A 15,628-nucleotide genomic window follows, 5' to 3' on the forward strand; every position below is an offset into this window, starting at 1 on the left:
TGCGCGGCCGTTTTTTCATTTGGCGCTATGTAGCGAATCCCCCCAGCTGTGCTAGGCTCCACAGACTACTGCCACTTAGGAGGCTTTGTGTCCGACAACGCACTTTCGGAAACCCGCACTCTGGGATGGCGGGAATTTATCGACCTGCCCGACCTGGGGCTGTATAACATCAAGGCCAAAGTCGACACCGGCGCCCGCAGTTCTTCTATACATGCCTTCGACATTCAGCCCGAGGAACAAGACGGCCAACAGTGGGTCAACTTCAAAGTGCACCCTTTACAGCACGATGACAGCGAAGTCGTCCAGTGCCGAGCGCCCGTCAAGGACTCCCGACAAGTGACCGACTCCGGCGGACACCGCACCCAACGCTACGTAATCGACACCACCTTCAATTTGGGTGGCGAGCAGTTCACGGCCGAAGTCACCCTGGCCGACCGCGGCAATATGCTGTTTCGCATGTTGATTGGCCGTACTGCCATGAACGGGCGCTACTTGGTCGACCCCAAGCTCTCCTACTGTGTCAGCCACCAACCCCAGACCACCGAATAGCTTCTATAAACCTTCCTTTTATAAAACTAGGACCTATCGAGTTTCGCTATGAAAATCGCCATTTTGTCCCGTAACAGCCGCCTCTACTCCACCCGCCGCCTGGTCGAGGCCTGCAAAGAGCAAGGTCACGAAGTCCAGGTGCTGGATACTTTGAAGTGCTACATGGAGCTGAGCTCCGAAGAGCCCGCCGTGTGGTACAAAGGCGAAAAACTGGAGGGCTTTGATGCCGTCATCCCCCGCATCGGTGCCTCCATCACCACCTACGGCTTGGCCGTTATCCGTCAGTTTGAAATGATGGGCACCTACAGCCTGACCGAATCGGTGGCCCTGGGCCGCTCCCGGGACAAGTTGCGAGCCCTGCAGCTGCTGTCCCGCAAAAAAATCGGCATGCCGGTAACCAGCTTTGCCCACGAAGTTCACAACACCAAGGAGCTGATCAAGCTGGTGGGCGGCGCACCGCTGGTGGTCAAACTGCTGGCTGGTACTCAAGGGCGTGGCGTGGTACTGGCGGAGACTGCCAAGGCCGCAGAGTCGGTTATCGACGCCTTCCGTGAACTGAAGGCTGACTTTCTGGTACAGGAATTTATCAAGGAAGCCGGCGGCTCCGATGTGCGCTGCCTGGTGATTGGCCGCAAGGTGGTGGCCGCTATGCAACGCAATGCTGCCAGCGGCGAGTTCCGCTCCAACCTGCACCGGGGCGGCACCGCGGAGCTGACCAAGCTTACCCCGGCCGAGCGCGCCACCGCGGTCAAGGCCGCGCAAATCATGGGGCTTAACGTCGCCGGTGTGGACATTCTGCGCTCGTCCCGCGGCCCTATGGTGATGGAGGTTAATTCGTCGCCGGGGCTGGAAGGCATAGAAAACGCCAGCCGCAAAAATGTGGCTGGCGCCATCGTCAAATTTGTCGAGGAAAATGCCGCCCCCCACAAAAACAAAACCCGTGGCAAAGGGTGACCGCAACAAGCTCAAATCGTTGTAAACTGCGCGAATAATTTTAGCCCGGAGATCCGAGGTGGAAAAAAAGGCGCCCGCCGCCAAGAAGGCCCGCACAACCCGACGCACACCGGCCAAGAAAGTCGTTATCGCCGGAGCTGACATAAAACCCGGCGACCGCCTGCAACTTGAAATCCCGGTGGCCAAGCTCTATACCCACACTGAGCTGGATATCAGTATCAAAGCAATACGAGGCCGTCGCGACGGCCCCACCCTGTTTGTCAGCGCCGCCATTCACGGTGATGAGATCAACGGGGTAGAGATCGTCCGCCGGCTGTTGGAGCACCGGGCGCTGCGCTCACTGCGGGGTACGCTGCTGGCAATCCCCATCGTCAATGTCCACGGCTTTCTCAACAATATGCGCTACCTGCCGGACGGGCGCGATCTCAATCGGTCTTTTCCCGGCTCCCCCAAAAGCTCATTGGCCGGGCGCATTGCTTATACCTTCTTTAATGACGTCGTCGCTCACTGTGACTACGGCATCGACCTGCATACCGGCGCCCGCCACCGGGGCAACCTACCGCAAATTCGCGCCGACCTGCAGGACGAGCGCACCCGGGCCATGGCCGAGGCCTTTGGTGCACCGGTCATGCTGCACGCCAAAACCCGAGACGGCTCGCTGCGGGAAGTTGCCAGCGATGAGAATATCCCCGTCCTATTGTACGAGGCCGGCGAAGCGCTGCGTTTTGATGAGGTGGCAATACGCGCTGGGGTCGCCGGCATCATCAATGTGATGCGGCAGATCGGCATGTTGCCGCCGTCCCGCAGCAAAAAACCCAAACGCAAGCCCATGGTCACCGACCAGAGCTACTGGGTTCGCGCCACCGTCAGCGGCGTATTGCGGGCACTGGTACCTCTGGGCGCCTTTGTCCAGAAGGGCGACGTGTTGGCGATTATCTCCGACCCGATTGGTGACAGCGGCGACGATGTAGAGATCAAAGCCCACGATGAGGGCATCGTGATTGGACGCACCTATCTGCCCTTGATCTACGAGGGCGATGCGCTGTTCCATATCGCCAAATACAAAGCCGATATCGAAGACGCCCTCAAGCACTACAATGCTTTCCGGGAAGCCTTTGAGCCGGAGTCCTACCCCGCTGCACCCAATGGCGAGGACCCGCCGATAGCCAGCTAGGGCCTCGCCCCAAAAAGTACTCACAAGGAACAGGGAAGATGGAAAAGACCTTTCAGCTCAATGGACGCAATTCAATCGTTATCGCGGTGCTGGTGTTGATCTTGTTCGCCGTCCGCCTTGCCACCATCGGCGAGGTGAATGACGACAAGCTGACCGCCGCCATCCGTGCGGAATTAGCCAATGACATGGGAAACAACTTGGGCCAAGCCCTTCAAGAAAACAAGCACGACATCGCCACTCTGACCGAGCTGGCTAACCCCGCCAACATCGACGTCTACAGCACCGCCGTTAGTAAACCCTTGCTCTCCACCGGCAGCGTGACGCGGGCCGTGGTGAAGGTGCACTACGCTCTGCCCGAGCAAAATTCAGTGCAGGAATACTGGCTTTTCGAACACAGCGCGATAGGGGGCTGGCGCTACCGACAGCGCAGCAGTGCGCTGTCTTACTACCTGAACTTTCTCTGACTCGGCTCGTCTTCGCTCAGATAAGAAAATAGCGTCCGAGACTAACAACCCGTCGCCAGGAACTCTATACTTCCGTGGCCCTGGCCAACTCCCGCAACCAAGACCATGATCGTAAACCACCAATATAAATTTATTTTCCTGAAAACCCGCAAAACAGCGGGCACCAGTATAGAAATCGCTCTATCCCAGTTCTGTGGCCCCGATGACATCATCACTCCCATCACCCCCATCGACGAGGAAAAACGCCAGGCATTGGGTTACCCCGGACCACAAAACTATCAAGTGGATACCCGGCACTACAGCGCCGGGGATTGGATGCGCCGCCTGTTTAAAGGCAAACACAAACAGCTCACCAATCACTCCACCGCGGCCTACGTCAAAAGCGTATTGGACCCCAAGGTCTGGGATAGCTACTTTAAATTCAGTTTTGAGCGCGATCCCTTCGACAAAGCCATAAGCAGTTATTACTGGCGCACCAAAAAACTCGACCCACGCCCGCCAATCGCCGAGTTTCTCAGTACCGTACCAGAGCGACGAATCTGTAACTGGGATGTTTACGCCATCGGCGATGAAGTGTGCGTAGACTTTATCGGTCGCTACGAAAACCTGAATAACGATCTGGCCTTGGTACAGGAGAAACTTGGCCTACCGGGCGATATCACCCTGGAAAAAACCAAGGCAGGCCACCGCAAGAATCGCGATCACTACAGCAAGGTCTTGGATGCCGAGTCACGGCAGATTATTGAAAAGGTGTGCGCTCGGGAAATCAGTGCTCTGGACTACCCCTGGCGCGATCAATAACGCTTCGAGTATGTTCCACAATAAAAAAGCCCCGGCTTAATGCCGGGGCAAACGAGGGTAGACCTTGGGTGGTATGTAAAAAGTGGAATGAAGTAGGCGCCCTAAATTAGGCGTCGTAAGTTAGGAGACCTAAGCCGCCTGACTTTGATCCTCTTCAACCGACTGGCGAATCAAATAATCGAAGGCACTGAGAGACGCTGTGGCACCACTGCCCATGGCAATCACAATCTGGTTGTAGGGCACGGTGGTCACATCCCCGGCGGCAAACACACCGGGCAGCGACGTCTCGCCCCGGGCGTCGATTTCGATTTCTCCCCGAGGACTGAGCGCGACTTCACCTCCTTTGAGGAATTCGGTGTTGGGCACCAGACCGATCTGCACAAAGATACCGGCAACCGCTATCGATTTTGACTCACCGGAATTGCGGTCGGTGTAGGTCAATCCGCTGACCCGCTGGCCATCACCATTCACCTCGGTAGTTTGAGCGTCGGTGATTATGTCGATGTTGCCCATGGAACGCGCCTTGCGCTGCAGCACCTCATCGGCGCGGAGCTGGCTGTCAAATTCCAGCACGGTGACATGCTGGGTGATCCCTGCCAGGTCGATAGCCGCCTCGATACCGGAGTTACCGCCGCCAATCACCGCCACCGATTTACCTTTAAACAAGGGGCCGTCGCAATGGGGACAGTAGGCCACGCCCTTGCCACGATACTCCTGTTCGCCCGGAACATTCATCTCCCGCCAGCGAGCGCCGGTGGCAAGAATCACCGAGCGGCTGCGCACACTGGCGCCGCCTTCAACGCTCACTTCAATGCTGCCGTCTTCCAGGGTTTTCAATTCACTGGCGCGGAAACCGCTCATAACATCCACGTCGTAATCCTGGACGTGGGCCTCAAGATTGGCGGCCAGCTTGGGCCCCTCGGTCTCTTTAACCGAGATAAAATTCTCGATACCCACGGTATCCATTAACTGTCCGCCAAAACGCTCTGCCAGCACTCCGGTAGAAATACCTTTGCGTGCGGCATAGATTGCACTGGCAGCGCCGGCAGGGCCGCCACCCACTACCAGCACATCAAAGACCGGCTTTTCTTCCAGCGCCTTGAGGCTACGAGCCTCGGCATTGGTGTCCACTTTCTTGAGAATGTCAGTCAGACTGATGCGGCCCTGAGAGAAGGACTCTCCATTCAGGAACACCGACGGCACCGCCATGACATTGCGGGCGTCCACATCGTCCTGGAACAGCGCGCCGTCCACCATCTCGTGGTGAATATTGGGGTTGATGGCCGCCATCATATTTAAAGCCTGGACCACGTCGGGGCAGTTCTGGCAGCTCAAAGAGATGAAGGTCTCAAAGTGGAAGTCGCCCTCCAGAGCAGCCACTTGCTGGATCACGTCCTCATCCAACTTGATGGGATGACCACCGCTATGCAGCAATGCCAAGACCAGAGAAGTGAACTCGTGGCCCAAGGGGATGCCCGCAAAGCGCAGCTCAGTGCCCTTGGCAGAAGAACGCACGCCCATACTGGGCCGACGAGCGCTATCGTCCTCACCCTCGGCAACGCTGACCAATGGCGACAGTGCCGCCAGTTCATCCATCAGCGTGGCAAGCTCGCGGGACTTATCATCCTCACCCAAATACGCCAGCAGCTCCACAGGCGTCTTCAGATTTTGCAGGTAGCCTTCCAGCTGTTTCTTCATATTTGCGTCTAACATAATAACTCCGGCAAACTCGCGAGTTTGTTAAAGGGGAAAAAGGGCCCCAGCGAATGGGGCCAGGTCAGGGTCGCTAGCCATGTAATGGGTCGACTATGCCCTCGTGCCCAGGGTTAAATTTTGCCGACCAGATCCAGCGAGGGAGAAAGCGTCTCTTCACCGGGCTGCCAAGCGGCGGGGCAGACCTCACCGTCATGCTCGGCCACGTACTGGGCCGCTTGGACTTTACGAACCAGCTCTTTGGCAGAGCGACCAATGCCCAAGTCGTGCAGTTCGGCAACTTTAATCTCGCCCTCGGGATTGATGACAAAGGTGCCGCGCAGTGCCAGGCCATCTTCCTCAATCATCACGCCGAAGTTGCGGGCAATGGTGCCAGTGGGGTCGCCGATCATCGGGAACTGGATCTTGTTGATGGTTTCAGAGCTGTCATGCCACGCTTTGTGGGTAAAATGAGTATCAGTGGAAACGGAGTACACCTCCACGCCCATCTCTTGAAGCTGTGCGTAATGATCCGCCAAATCGCCCAGCTCGGTGGGGCAGACAAAGGTGAAGTCGGCGGGGTAGAACATCACCACAGACCATTTGCCTTTGAGGTCGGCATCACTGACGTCTCTGAAGTCTCCATTGTGAAAGGCAGTGGCTTTGAAAGGCTGTACAGTGGTGTTGATAATTGTCGGAAACATGTAACTCTCCTGTTGATCACATTGAAAACGTTTAGAAGCGATAGGCTTCTCCTGAACACCCTTGTATCCTAGGAAATCGCAGCCCAATCCTCTAATCGATCGTTTTTATCAATAAAATAGGAATCACCTATGATAAAAATCCGGGACCTGCAATACCTGGATGCCGTGGCCCGACATCAGCACTTTGGCCGCGCCGCCGAAGCGTGCTTTGTCAGCCAGCCCACTCTCAGCGGCCAGATCATGAAGCTGGAAGACCAACTGGGTTTGACCCTGATCGAACGCCACCGCAAAAAGGTCATGCTCACCGCCGCTGGCGAGGCCCTGATTGTGCGGGCCCGCTCGGTGCTGCGCGCCGCAGAGGATTTTGAGGAGACCGCCAAGGCGCTGTCCGACCCCTTAGCCGGGGACCTCCACGTCGGCCTGATTCCTACCGTGGCGCCCTACCTGCTTCCCCACATCATGTCCGACCTCTCCGCCACCCTGCCCAACATCGATTTTTACCTGCACGAAAATCAGACCCAGGTACTGATGCAACAGCTGGATGCCGGCAAGCTGGATGTGCTGGTGTTGTCCTGGCTGGACGATATGGAGGGGGTAGAGCGCTACCACCTGTTTGACGAGGCCCTGGTGCTGGCGAGCCCGGAGACACACCCATTGGCTGGCAAAACCAACCTGACCCTGGGCGACCTGGATAATGAGTTAGTACTGACTCTTGAGGATGGCCACTGTCTCCGGGATGAGACTCTGGACTACTGCTTTTCTGCCGGCGCCAGGGAAGACAATCGTTTTCAGGCTACCAGTCTGGAAACCCTGCGCTACATGGTAGGCAGCGGATTGGGTATTACCCTGATGCCCGAGCTGTCGGTGCGGGACGCCGACAACAGCAGCGTGACCTATACCCACTTTGCCGCGCCGCCACCCACCCGGGAGATCTGCCTACTGGTGCGCCCCAATTACTCCCGCATGGAGTGCGTTCGCGCGGTCGTGGCGACCATCCGCCGCTCCATGGGCGCCATTCAAGACGGCGACGACCAATAAGCAACACACGCTATCCCGCCAATAAATGACGCCGCCGATTCCCTCCGGGCGGGCTTGCCGCTAAAATTCGCCCCTTTGCACACTCAGCTGGAGCTGCCTGATGGGCCGAGCCTACCAAAACCGCAAAGTGGCGATGGCAAAAACCGCCGCCACCAAAACTAAGATCTACAGTAAATACGGCCGCGAGATTTACGTCTGCGCCAAGGCCGGCGGCGTCGATCCGGCCGGCAATCTGGCCCTTCGCGGCCTGATGGACCGGGCCAAGAAAGACCAAGTGCCGGCACACGTTATCGACAAGGCGCTGGAAAAGGCCAAGGGCGGTGGCGGCGAGGACTTCTCCCCCGCCCGCTACGAGGGCTTCGGCCCCGGTAACTGCATGGTGATTGTCGACTGTCTGACCGACAACCCCAACCGCACCTTTGGCGATGTCCGGCTGTGCTTTACCAAGACCAAGTCGAAGATTGGCACCCAGGGCAGCGTCAGCCACATGTTCGATCACTCGGCCATTTTGGTCTTTGCTGGGGACGACGAGGAAGGCGCCCTGGAGGCGCTGATGATGGCCGAGGTGGACGTTAGCGATATCGAATGTGAGGACGGTAAGATTTCAGTCTTTGCCCCCCACACCGACTTCTTTAAGGCCAAGCAGGCCCTGGTTGATCACTTTGGCGACATCGACTTCGACGTCGAGGAAATCCAGTTTATCCCCCAAACCACCACCCAGATTGGCGGCGAGGATTCGGAGCAGTTTGAGAAATTCCTCGACATGCTCAACGACCTGGACGACGTACAGAACGTTTACCACAACGTGGTTGACTGATCGGGGGCTGAGTCGCGGGCAAGCCGGATTACGGTCGGTAGCGCCGATAGGCAGTGAGCCCCTCCGCAATGGCCGCCGCAAATCGCCGGCGGTAATCGGCACTGCCAATCTGAGCCTCGTCATCGGGGTTGACGATCACGCCACACTCCACCAACACGGTTGGCTGTGTGGCGGTGTTGAGTACCACCAACTCGGGAAATCGGTATACGCCTCTGTCCGGGTCCAATAGCTGCCGATTCTCACCGGGTATCTCCTCAGCGTGGTGCAGGGTGGGCCTAAAACCGGCCTTCAGTAACGCGCCCCCCAAGGCCTCCGCCAGCTGCCGAGAGGGCCCCTCAGCCTCAGCGACAAACAGCGAGAAGCCACTAAAGCGGGCTGGACTGTGATAGCCGAGCTTGCCACCTGGCAGAACAGTCTCGCGCAAATACTGTGGCTGCACTGAGTCGTGATGGAAAGACAACAGCATATCGGCCTGCATAGAGGCTGCCGCCTCGGTGCGGGCCCGCAGACCGATTTCCTTGCCCTCAGCGTTGATAACCACCGGCTTCACGCCCTGCACCCCCCCCAGGGCCGCACTGACGACCTCCACCATAGCGCGATTGTAGTGATACTCGGCGACACCCCGGGCACCGATGGCGCCCGGCTGAGCTGGAGTGTGGCCGATGTCCAGCGCCACTTTGGTAAGTTCAGGGGAGCCAGCGGGCTCGGTGGGCCCCGCGCAGGCGGTCAACGGCGAGACGACCAAGAGGCACAGTAGTGTACACCACAGCAGTGGCCGCCTTGGCCAATACCGCAGTTGCCGATTAGGGCCGGGCAATACGAATATCCACCTTATCCAGCTGGCGATCAAAGGCGTCGGTAAGCAGGCATTCGTAGCGCAGGCGGTCGTAGTCGGCCACCTTTTGCGCCTGCTCGGCGGTGAGGACTTTTTTCTCCACCGCTGAGGCCGCCAACTCATCCAGGTTACTGCCGGAGATGACACCCTTGGCCTCGGCCTCCAAAAACAGATTGTAGTGACGCTCTACTTCCAGCAAACGCTGGTAGGTCACATTGATTCGCCCGGTGGCATCCTCCGGGTCATCGCTGATATAGACCGCCTCCGACAGCGCCTCCCGTACCGGGTTAGGAACCATAATCAAGTTGCCCAATTTGCGGATCAGATCATCGTCAGGTGCCGCAACCGGAAAGCCGTAGGGGAAGAACTTGAGCTTCAGCAGGCGACCCATCCAGCGCTGAGGCATATTGCGATACAGTGCTGCCAGGGCCTCGTTGATCGCCGCAAAGCTCTGCCGCAGCGCATACTCGGCGTGCAAATCGCCGGCTTCACTCACCGGCTGTTGCTGACGGTACTTGATAATGGCACAGGCGATCACCAACTGGCTGTGGGCATCGCCCAGGCGGGCAGAAAGCATCTCCCGGCGCTTCAAATCGCCGCCCAGAGTCACCAGGGCAATATCGGCGGTGGCGGCAAATACGGCGCAGTAGCGATCCAGCTGTTTTAGCCAGCGGCGGGAAAAGCTATCACCCTGTTCAACCTTACCCAGCAGGCCGCCGCTTACGCCCAACAAGGCCGCGCGACTGAAGGTGGAGAAAGTATGGCCGAGGTGGGCACTGAACAATTCGTCAAAACGCGCCTCAACCTCTTCACCCTCGCCCTCAAACGCCAGCAGTTCATCGGCCAGGTAGGGGTGGCAGCGAATCGCCCCCTGTCCAAAAATCATCATCGAGCGGGTGAGAATGTTGGCCCCTTCAACAGTGATGGCAATGGGGATGGTCTGGTAGACCAGCGCCATAAAATTGCGCGGCCCCAACTGGATGCCCCGGCCGCCCAATACATCCATGCCGTGATTGACCAGGCGGCGCATGGTCTCGGTGGCGTGGTATTTGGCCATCGCCGTCATCACCGAGGGCGCACCATCGGCCAGACCGCGGGTGACAAAGGCCCGGTAAGCCTCCAGCATGTAGGCACCGCCAGCGATCTCGGCGGTGGCCTCCTGAACCCCTTCAAACTTCCCCACCTCAATGCCGAACTGACGGCGAATCCGCGCAAAGGCGCCCACGGTTAGATAACTCATCTCCCCCGCCGCCGTCGACAATGCCGGCAGAGAGATACCCCGACCTGCGCCCAAACATTCCGCCAACATCTGCCAACCGCGGCCGATGTAATCCTGGCCACCGATCAGCAGCTCCATGGGAATAAACACATCTTTGCCAGTAAGGGGGCCGTTCATAAAGGCTGCACCGGGATTGTGGCGGCGGCCGATTTCCATGCCGGGTAGATCCGCCGGCACCAGGGCACAGCAAATCCCCCGCTCTTCTCCCTCGCCCAGCAGGCTGTCCGGGTCGTAGAGTTTGAAGGCCAGCCCCACCACCGTGGCCACCGGCGCCAGGGTAATCCAGCGCTTGGAAAAGCTCAGGCGGATACCCAGCGTCTCCTCGCCCTTGTACTCGCCTCGGCACACCACGCCCCGGTCGGGAATCGCGCCGGCATCGGAGCCCGCCTCGGGGCTGGTGAGGCCAAAACAGGGAATCTCCTCGCCCCGAGCCAGCCTTGGCAGCCAGTAATCACACTGCTCCTTGGTACCGTATTTGACCAACAACTCCCCCGGCCCCAAGGAATTGGGCACCATCACACTCACCGATGCCACCGTGGAGCGGCTGGCGATCTTGCTGACCACCCGGCTCTGGGCATAGGGGCTGAAATGCAGGCCGCCGTACTCCTCGGGGATAATCAGACCGAGGAAGCCCTTGTCCTTGATAAACTGCCAGACCTCTTCCGGCATATCCTTGCGGTGATGATGGATATCCCACTCGTCCAGCATGGCGCAGAGCTCGTCGACCTCGCCATCGACAAAAGCCTGCTCCCGCTCGGTGAGGGAAGACAGCTCTATAGCGTCAAACTGATTCCAGTCGGGCTTGCCGGAGAACAGATCTTTCTCCCACCAGGTGGTACCCGCATCCAGGGCTTCTTTTTCAGTGGCACTCATCGGCGGCATCATTTTTTGCAGTGCCTTGCGCGCCGGCTTGCTGAGGACCATGCGCCGGAAGCCCGAGTGCAGCACCACCGCCAGGATCGCCAGCAGTACGATTAACGCGACCGGATGTAGGAAGGCATCTTCGGCGGTGCCGGCCAGCAGCCAAGTCAGAGCGAAGATAACCGCACCGCGCCGGCGGGGTAACTGCAGGTAAAAAATGCCGGCGGTAACCAGAGATAAAACAATAATGGAAATCAGGGTGGACATGGTGTTCTCCCTTCAAGATGTGGGACATCGAGTAATCATGCTACTCCGCCTAGGTGAGGTTTTCATTACCCTCCTTCGCGACAGCCGATACCGCGCTAACGGGCCATGTTGCGCCACTGCTGGAGCATATCGTCGCGCTGGGATTCACTGACAGCGGCGCGCCCCAACCAAACGCTTAACACCACAGCGGACGCATCGGCATCTTCCAGTGTGCCAAGTTCGGTATCGTTGTACGCCAGTGTCAGGCCACTGTTGGGGCGCCAGGACAGGCTGTAGCGGTCGCCCTTCTCTACAGGCAAAAACCAGCTGCAAAAGGCATCGATATGCTGCCGGTGGGGGGACAACTCACTGTCATCAAAATTATCCTCCAGGGCTTCCCGAGTCATTTTGGCAAAGCGCTCAGCCGACACCGACACCTCGTAGGTAATGGTGATGCGCTTAGCGTAATCCGGATCGAGAATGTCGCCGTCGTCCGGCAAAGCCTGCTTAGGGTCGACCTCAAGGCGCGTATGGGTGAGGGGCTTCCACAACAGCTTGTAGGTCTCTTCCGCGGCAAGCGTCCACTGATTGGCTGCCGCCGGCAGGGCGAGTAAGCCACACAGTGCAAGCAGGCACCATCTCAGTCTAAAGTTATTAGCCAGCATAGTTCAGCCCTCCCCATTGCTGTTTAATGTTGGACCGCCCCAACATGCTAAATACCGCCAGCTTGAGCACCACCGGGGCCAGTACATAGGCGGCACTGATCGCCCAGTCGGGCGGCACTGTCTGTTGTGCCTCTGGATTAACGCTACTGCCCAGCCACAGATAGGCAATGCCCACTGCCAACCCCATCGCCGCTTTACTCAGCAAGCTCCACAGGGCAAATAAACGAGCGGCAATCGCGTCCCCGCCCCGCTCCGCCATCAACGACTGGGCCAAACCGGTTTGCATGGCCGAGGGAATCGCCTGGTCTGCCCCCAGCGCCAGACCCGTGCCAATACTGATGGCAATAAACCACCCCGCCTGACCCTCACCTAACAAGGCCGCGAAACTGAACAGCACCGCAGAGCTAAGCAGGCCGATGCGCCAGGTCAGCAGATCGCCCCAGCGCCGCGCCAGCATATACCAAAAGGGAACCCCCACCAGGCCGGCGAGGAAGTAACTGAGAAGCGCCACCGGTATCAAGCTCTCGGCACCTAAGACCTCCCGCATAAACAACACCAGAATGCTGCCGGGGATGGCATTAGCCAACATGTTGATAAACCAAGGTAAGGCCAACTGAGCGACGCGGCGATCCACCAGTAAGCTAGCAAAGTTGCCGGCCTTGGCCGAAGACGGGGGCGCGAGGTGGCGGCCCTGCACCCACACCGCCAACAGCAACAGTGTCAGCAAGGGCGGCAGAACAAGATGCAAGATCGACGACGGCAGCACCGAGGGCGCCACCATCGCCAGCAGCGTCCCGAACAGCAGCATCGCTTCTCGTGCGCTGTTATAGGCAAGCCGGTCGCTATGATCACGACTAAGCCATACCGGCAAAGCCAGCCAGGGCACATTGATCCCGGTCCAGCCCAGCATCAAGGCCACCAGTGCTAGGGCCAACAGACCCGCGGGCCAAGGGTGCGGGAGGTACATCAATGCCAGGGCACTGCCGGCCACCAAGCCCCAGGCCAACAACCAAAATCGGCGGCGAATGCCCCAGCGGTCTACCGCCACTCCCACCGGCAGATCGGTCAGCACATCGCTGAAGCGGGCAATAAAGAACACCGCCCCCACCAAGGTGTAGCCGTAGCCTCCTTGCTCTGCCAACCACAGCGGTGCATATATGTAGAAAGGTAGCCCTAATGCCGCCAGGGGCAGCCCCGGCAAGGCATAGCGTAGCAGTGAGGGGAACCTGGACATATCCTTGTAAAACCTCCTTCGATGTACCCCAAACTGTAATAATTTGTCATGCTGCCTGGACATCGCGATACCGCTCTGCCCACAATTCGGCACAATTCACGGTTGGAATACAGTGATCGTTGTCCTGGTCAGATACGTAGAACTTACCTCGACTGATCACCTGGAAGTGGAATGAGTACGCCTTTAAACATTGCCGTCGTCGGCTCCGGCATCGCCGGAATGAGTTGTGCCTGGTTGCTCCAGCGCAGCGGTCACCAAGTCACACTTTTTGAACAAGACAACCGCCTGGGCGGACACAGCAATACCGTCGACATCGACACCAGTGTTGGCAAAGTCGCTGTGGACACGGGCTTTATCGTTTTTAATGAGCGCTGCTACCCCAACTTGGTCCCGCTATTTGACCATCTCGGCGTACCCTATCGGGCCACCACCATGTCATTCGGGGTATCGATCAACAACGGCGACCTGGAATACGCTGGCTCCGACTCCCTCGGCACTCTGTTCGCCCAGAAACGCAATCTTCTGCGGCCGCGCTTTTGGCGGATGATCCGCGATTTGCTGCGCTTTTATCGCAACAGCTGTCAGTGGCTGGCAGAGCTCGATGAGCACACCACCCTGGGCGAATTGTTGGCCCGGGAAAAGTTCGGCCCCGGTTTCTGCGACGACCACCTGCTGCCCATGGGCGCCGCCATCTGGTCGACCCCCGCGGACGCCATGCTGGACTACCCCGCCAAGGCGTTTCTGCGTTTTTGCGACAACCACGGTCTACTGCAACTCAAAGACCGCCCCCAGTGGCAGACGGTAGTGGGCGGCTCCCGGGAATACGTCAAGCGCATCACCGCGCCACTGGCAGACAATATCCGCCTCAACTGCGGCATCGAAGCGGTCACCCGCTACGCCGACCGCGTTGAGCTTCGGGATGTACACGGCAACAACCACCGCTTCGACCACTTGGTCATGGCAGGTCACGCTGATCAGACCCTGTCCGCCCTGACCGACGCCAGCTTTGAGGAGCGGCGACTGCTGGGAGCGTTTCGCTACGAAGCCAATCGCGCTGTACTGCACCGCGATCCCGCTCTGATGCCCAAGCGGGATGCTGCCTGGGCCTGCTGGAACTACTTGTCCGACGCAGGTCACAATGGCCTATCGGTGAGCTATTGGATGAATGCTCTCCAGCACTTGCCCTGCAACGAACCGGTGATAGTCACCCTCAACCCGCTGCGAGAACCCAGGCCGGACTGCGTTTACCAAAGCTTTAACTACCACCACCCGGTGTTCGACAAACGTGCACTGGCTGCCCAGCAGCAACTCTGGAGCCTTCAAGGTCAGAATCGGACCTGGTATTGCGGCAGCTACTTCGGTGCCGGGTTCCATGAAGACGGCGCTCAGTCAGGCCTGGCCGTTGCCGAGCAACTGGGGCAGACTAGGCGACCCTGGTCGGTGGACAACCCCAACTCCCGCATCGTGGTCACTGAAGCAGCGGGCAACAGTGAGGCAGCATGACCGCTGACGGCAGTGAACATCACAGCGCCATCTTTGCCGGAGAGGTGCTGCATCACCGCTTTCGCCCGCGGCGTCACCGTTTTCGCTACCCGGTGTACAGTTTTTTATTTGATTTAGATGAGCTGGACCAACTCGACACCTCTCTGCGACTGCTGTCGGTCAACCGCTTCAATCTGTTCAGCTTTTACCATCGGGACCTTGGCGAGGGCAGGGATGAGCCACCCCGGGACTATCTGGTCCGCACCCTCGACAAACACGGCATTCACACGCCTTTACAGCGGGCAGAACTACTTTGCTACCCGCGCATCCTGGGTTACACCTTTAATCCACTCAGCGTCTACTACTGCTACGACCATGAAGACGGTCTGTTCGCGGTGGTTTACGAAGTCAGCAACACCTTTGGCGAGCGGCACAGCTACCTGATAGACGTGGCCGAAGACCAGCGCCACAGCAATGTGGTGCGGCAAAGCTGTAACAAGGACTTTTACGTGTCGCCCTTTATCCCCATGGCAATGCGCTACCACTTTCGCCTGCGGCGACCAGACCAGCGCTTGGCTGTCGCCATCCGCGAGACAGATGGCGATGGTGGCCTTCTGCATGCAGTGTTTCGGGGTCAGCGACGCCCCCTCACCGACGGTCAATTGCTGCGCTGTTTTGCTCGCCTGCCTTTTATGACTTTGAGGATTGTGGCAGCGATCCACTGGCAAGCACTAAAACTATTCCTCAAAGGAATTAAGCTGGTCCCCAAAAACCATGAACCGGACGGCGCGATCTCCCGTATACGACACTAAAACCGCGCTACACTAAAAGAC

General features: G+C 58.5%; 15 protein-coding genes. 9 read left to right on the forward strand and 6 right to left on the reverse strand.

From position 1 onward, the window contains the following. The first annotated feature begins 87 nt into the window (after positions 1–87). The 5 genes from I6N98_RS17655 (at position 88) to I6N98_RS17675 (ending at position 3,942) form a co-directional block, all read left to right on the forward strand. Positions 88–549, forward strand: a complete 462-nt coding sequence (locus I6N98_RS17655) for an ATP-dependent zinc protease family protein (protein WP_232787399.1) — start codon at positions 88–90, stop codon at positions 547–549. A gap of 48 nt (positions 550–597) precedes the next feature. After that, on the forward strand, positions 598–1,503 hold the full coding sequence (rimK, locus tag I6N98_RS17660) for a 30S ribosomal protein S6--L-glutamate ligase (protein WP_198569637.1): 906 nt from the start codon (positions 598–600) through the stop codon (positions 1,501–1,503). A gap of 58 nt (positions 1,504–1,561) precedes the next feature. Then, a complete protein-coding gene (locus I6N98_RS17665; RefSeq protein WP_198569638.1) occupies positions 1,562–2,677 on the forward strand; it encodes a succinylglutamate desuccinylase/aspartoacylase family protein in 1,116 nt (371 codons plus the stop codon). Positions 2,678–2,715: 38 nt separating this feature from the next. Continuing rightward, a complete protein-coding gene (locus I6N98_RS17670) occupies positions 2,716–3,141 on the forward strand; it encodes a hypothetical protein (RefSeq protein WP_198569639.1) in 426 nt (141 codons plus the stop codon). Positions 3,142–3,246: 105 nt separating this feature from the next. Further along, the gene (locus I6N98_RS17675) at positions 3,247–3,942 is read left to right on the forward strand and encodes a sulfotransferase family 2 domain-containing protein (protein WP_198569640.1); all 696 of its coding nucleotides are present in this window, start codon (positions 3,247–3,249) and stop codon (positions 3,940–3,942) included. Between the two features lie 129 nt (positions 3,943–4,071). Here the strand turns inward: I6N98_RS17675 and ahpF are convergent, their stop codons facing one another. Together ahpF and ahpC are read right to left on the reverse strand one after the other, a co-directional pair. Continuing rightward, positions 4,072–5,655, reverse strand: a complete 1,584-nt coding sequence (ahpF, locus tag I6N98_RS17680; RefSeq protein ID WP_198569641.1) for an alkyl hydroperoxide reductase subunit F — start codon at positions 5,653–5,655, stop codon at positions 4,072–4,074. 113 nt (positions 5,656–5,768) lie between these two features. After that, the gene (ahpC, locus tag I6N98_RS17685) at positions 5,769–6,338 is read right to left on the reverse strand and encodes an alkyl hydroperoxide reductase subunit C (RefSeq protein ID WP_198569642.1); all 570 of its coding nucleotides are present in this window, start codon (positions 6,336–6,338) and stop codon (positions 5,769–5,771) included. Between the two features lie 129 nt (positions 6,339–6,467). On the opposite strand from ahpC, the gene oxyR reads away from it, so the two are divergent. Both oxyR and I6N98_RS17695 read left to right on the forward strand, forming a co-directional pair. Continuing rightward, positions 6,468–7,376, forward strand: a complete 909-nt coding sequence (gene oxyR / locus I6N98_RS17690) for a DNA-binding transcriptional regulator OxyR (protein ID WP_198569643.1) — start codon at positions 6,468–6,470, stop codon at positions 7,374–7,376. 100 nt (positions 7,377–7,476) lie between these two features. Beyond that, complete coding sequence (locus I6N98_RS17695) at positions 7,477–8,193, forward strand: YebC/PmpR family DNA-binding transcriptional regulator (RefSeq protein ID WP_198569644.1); 717 nt, start codon at positions 7,477–7,479, stop codon at positions 8,191–8,193. 28 nt (positions 8,194–8,221) lie between these two features. Here I6N98_RS17695 and I6N98_RS17700 read toward each other — a convergent pair whose 3' ends face one another. From I6N98_RS17700 to I6N98_RS17715, 4 genes are all read right to left on the reverse strand, one after another. Beyond that, a complete protein-coding gene (locus I6N98_RS17700) occupies positions 8,222–9,010 on the reverse strand; it encodes an N-acetylmuramoyl-L-alanine amidase (RefSeq protein ID WP_198569645.1) in 789 nt (262 codons plus the stop codon). Further along, positions 8,997–11,435 (reverse strand): acyl-CoA dehydrogenase, encoded by a 2,439-nt coding sequence (locus I6N98_RS17705; RefSeq protein ID WP_198569646.1) that lies wholly within the window; start codon positions 11,433–11,435, stop codon positions 8,997–8,999. The genes I6N98_RS17700 and I6N98_RS17705 overlap by 14 nt, the downstream gene beginning before the upstream one ends. Positions 11,436–11,530: 95 nt before the next feature. Then, positions 11,531–12,079: a chalcone isomerase family protein gene (locus I6N98_RS17710; protein WP_198569647.1), complete on the reverse strand. Its 549-nt coding sequence runs from the start codon at positions 12,077–12,079 to the stop codon at positions 11,531–11,533. Next, complete coding sequence (locus I6N98_RS17715) at positions 12,069–13,313, reverse strand: MFS transporter (protein ID WP_198569648.1); 1,245 nt, start codon at positions 13,311–13,313, stop codon at positions 12,069–12,071. Before I6N98_RS17715 ends, I6N98_RS17710 begins: the two co-directional genes overlap by 11 nt. Before the next feature lie 171 nt (positions 13,314–13,484). Between I6N98_RS17715 and I6N98_RS17720 the strand changes: the two genes are divergently transcribed. Then, complete coding sequence (locus tag I6N98_RS17720; protein ID WP_198569649.1) at positions 13,485–14,816, forward strand: NAD(P)/FAD-dependent oxidoreductase; 1,332 nt, start codon at positions 13,485–13,487, stop codon at positions 14,814–14,816. After that, complete coding sequence (locus I6N98_RS17725) at positions 14,813–15,607, forward strand: DUF1365 domain-containing protein (RefSeq protein ID WP_198569650.1); 795 nt, start codon at positions 14,813–14,815, stop codon at positions 15,605–15,607. The genes I6N98_RS17720 and I6N98_RS17725 overlap by 4 nt, the downstream gene beginning before the upstream one ends. The last annotated feature ends 21 nt before the right edge of the window (positions 15,608–15,628 follow it).

The organism is Spongiibacter nanhainus (genome assembly GCF_016132545.1).
GTDB lineage: Bacteria > Pseudomonadota > Gammaproteobacteria > Pseudomonadales > Spongiibacteraceae > Spongiibacter > Spongiibacter nanhainus.